General features: G+C 35.1%; 3 protein-coding genes (1 of these 3 running past the window's edge). All 3 read right to left on the minus strand.

What is annotated here, in order from left to right; all coding sequences use genetic code 11:
* Nucleotides 1-933, minus strand: partial view of a hypothetical protein gene (locus tag A2255_05120; protein ID OGI22761.1) — the 5' portion only. Its footprint begins 51 nt before the window's first position; only the first 933 of its 984 coding nucleotides appear in the window; the start codon lies at nt 931-933; the stop codon falls past the left edge of the window.
* Between the two features lie 13 nt (nt 934-946).
* Entirely contained in the window at nt 947-1,921 is a 975-nt protein-coding gene (locus A2255_05125) for a DNA polymerase III subunit delta (GenBank protein ID OGI22762.1), read from the minus strand.
* Nucleotides 1,922-2,238: 317 nt separating this feature from the next.
* The gene (locus tag A2255_05130; GenBank protein ID OGI22763.1) at nt 2,239-3,195 is read right to left on the minus strand and encodes a hypothetical protein; all 957 of its coding nucleotides are present in this window, start codon (nt 3,193-3,195) and stop codon (nt 2,239-2,241) included.
* Nucleotides 3,196-3,387 lie beyond the last annotated feature (192 nt).

Raw genomic sequence — 3,387 nt, forward strand, 5'->3', positions numbered from 1 at the left:
TACATAGTTTGCCAATTCAAGCTTTGCTCTTTCTATACGCTCAATAAAGCTTACTATTTTTGCAGATTGCGTCTTATTCTCATAATTGGCTTTAATTAATCTGCATAAATAATCCTGTAAAGAATCCAATAATTCTTCTAGTTCGCAAGATTCTTGTTTTGATATCGCCATTACCTCTTCTGATAAAGCAATAGCTTCAGCAGGATTTTTAGGTGGAAATGAATTAATCAGACTTGCAAGAGCGTTAGTGCTGTTTTTCTGTATATTTATTGTTGAAACAGGAACTACCTGACACCTTGATACTATAGTATCAAGCATATCTTCTTTATCTCTTGTTAAAAAGAAAAAGGTAACATTTGGATTGGGTTCTTCAAGAGTTTTTAACAGAGCATTCGGAGCTGCCGGGTTGAAAGTCTCATATTTTATAGGTAATGGCATCCAGCTTGGGCGTTCTGTATCAGAATCATCTTTTCCAGCTAACGCTGGAGGTTTTAGAATATTTACATAGTTGCTCCAAAGAAACTCTGCTTTTTTAGTATATTCTTTGCCTTCAGCTGCATCTGTAAATATTATGATTCTATGATATTGAGATGATGTAGCAAGAGAGTTGATTAAATACCTTGCCTGATGAACTGAGATAACAGTAGATGCTTTTGACTCAGGATTTCCATAAGTATAATCTATCGGAGAAATTGTGATTACAGCAGGATGTCTGTTTTGATCTATCCAGGAGCAATTTGTGCAGTTGCAACTTTCGCTGCCAGTGTTGTTTTCACAATTTAGGATTTTTGCAACTTGAATAGCTAAATAATACTGCTCAAGTGTATCAGAGCCAGTAAGCATATAGGCATGATGCAGTTTATTAGACTTAATTGCTGATTCAAAAAAGCTTATTGCGGTAGTCTGCCTATTTTTTAGTTTTTCATTAAACATATAATTTACCTAATTAAGATGCAATGGCCAATTCAAGCGACATTTCTGCTTCAAGTTCACCGGTTTTAATTTTGTACTCTGCTTGAGTAAGCTTATTTCTTAGCTCAATCAGTTTTTCAACCGAGGTACTTTGTAATTTTTTAATATCTTGCTCAATTACGAACTTATGTAGGTTAATTGTTTTGGATATTTCAAACGAATTCTTAGTTTTAGATTCAATTTTGATCTTTAACCATCTTCTTACGATAGTCTGAAGAGTAGCAATAATTTTTAACGGGTGATCTTTTTCAAAAAGTTTATGCAATTCTAATATGGCTTTAGACTTGTTACCTTGTAACCAAGAATCAGCAAGTAAAAATATGTTTTCGTGGGTTGCGCACAAAGCCAGAACATCTTCTTTGCCAATTGTCTTTTTGGGACTGATGCTAAGCTTAAGTTTTTTAAGCTCAGAATCCAGCCTTCTTAATTCTGAACCAGTATTTTGGAGTAAAATCAAAGCTGCATCCTGTGTTATTTTGATCTCTTTTGATGATGTTCTCTGATTAATCCAGGATAAAAGTTCCTTTTCCTGATAGAATTTAAATGCGTTAAATTCTTCTATCTTTCCTATTTTTTGAATAGTTTTTGTTAATTTTAAAGCTGAATCTATTTTTTTGCCAGTATCTCGAGGGATTTGACATACAAATAAAACATAAATATTATCATTAAGGTTTTCAAGGGTGTCAATAAGCTTTACCATGAGCTTATCTGAGCTGGAAGCTTTTTTTCCCCCACGCAAAAACAGGCTTGTCGTTTTAATTTCTATTAAAAGATTTCCAAAAGCCATAGGAAGAGTTTGTAAAGTAGCAACTAATTCAGGCAATTCAGGTTCATTGAGAACTTTATGGCTTAATAATGCCCAATTTGGATCAATGACCTTATTTCTCAGATCTTGAACAGCATTCTCAATATTAAATTCTTCTTCACCCCAGTATAAATATACAGGCATTTTCTTCTTTCTTTAGTTGAACTACTGCTTTGTTAAACCAATTTCGCAGAGCTGGTATGTTTTCGCAGGAACCTTTGTTTCATGTCAATTTGGTGACACAGTCACTTATCTAGGTCTCCAATCATTCCAGTTATAACCTAATTATGTGCATTAGCACCAGTGACGGAGAAAATGTACCAGCTCTAGCACCAAAACTTTTTATAGGCTTCTGAAAAACATTTCCTTATTTAACGCCTAAAGCATTACTAATAAAAATACCACAATATGCCTGAAAAGTAATATTGTGGTATTTTGTATAATATTTTATATTTTATATTTTATTCAAGTACGAGTAAGCTGGCACCAACTACTCCTGCGCTTTCACCTAGCTCTGCAGGAACTATTTTCACAGTTTCAGCAGCGATTTTAAGCGCTCTTTTATCCAGTGTTTCTCTAATAGGTTTGAATAATATATCACCAGCTTGCGCTACACCGCCACCTATGATTATTACTTCAGGATTTATTAAATTTACAACGTTAGCCAGAGCAATTCCTATCCAGTTGCCAATTATATCGAATATAGTTTTTGATACTGCATCACCTAATTGAGCAGCTTCGTAGACAATTTGAGGTGTGATAGGTGTATTAACTGCCAATTCTTTAAATTTAGCTGATTTGCCACCCATTATATATTCTTGAGCTAATTGAACAATAGCAGGTCCTGATGCAAAAGCTTCAAGACAACCGGTATCACCGCATCCACAAATTGGGCCACCGCATGCTTGCAGGGTCATATGCCCTAATTCACCTGCTGACATACTGGCACCTCTGACTAATTGCCCGTTAATAATTATGCCTGATCCTATTCCGGTTCCTACTGTTATACATACAATGTTTTTATATCCTTTTCCTGCTCCAAAATGATATTCGCCTAGAGTGGCAACACGTACATCGTTATCAACTCTGGCCGGAACCTGGAATTCCTCTTCCATGATTTTGGCAAGAGGTACATTTATCCAGCCAGGAATATTAGGGAAACATCTTACGATACCTTTTTCTGAATCAATCTGACCTGGACCGCCTATGCCTATTCCGCCTATATCTGATTTGGAAATTTCAGTTTCTTTTAGGCTTGTATAAATTACTGATTTAATGTTTGAAATTGTATATTCATAACCCATTTCAGCTCTTGTTGGTACACTGTTTGAGTATGCAAGATGACCTTTATTGTCAACAAGTGCAATTTTTACGTTGGTTCCACCTATATCTATCCCAACCCTATACTTCTTGTCCAACTTTACTCTCCTTTTCTATCTATGACTCCGCTGAGAATAAGCTTATCATAAAAACACTTATTATAACTTTTACTTACTTAAGATTGTTCAGAAGCTGTCTTAATGAATTAACCTCGCAGCAGAGCTACGAGGTATCTACGTTTGCGGCTACTTAAAGCAAACTTAGTTGCTGACTATGTAATTTCTTATACT

Source organism: Candidatus Melainabacteria bacterium RIFOXYA2_FULL_32_9 (genome assembly GCA_001784615.1).
Classification (GTDB): domain Bacteria; phylum Cyanobacteriota; class Vampirovibrionia; order Gastranaerophilales; family UBA9579; genus UBA9579.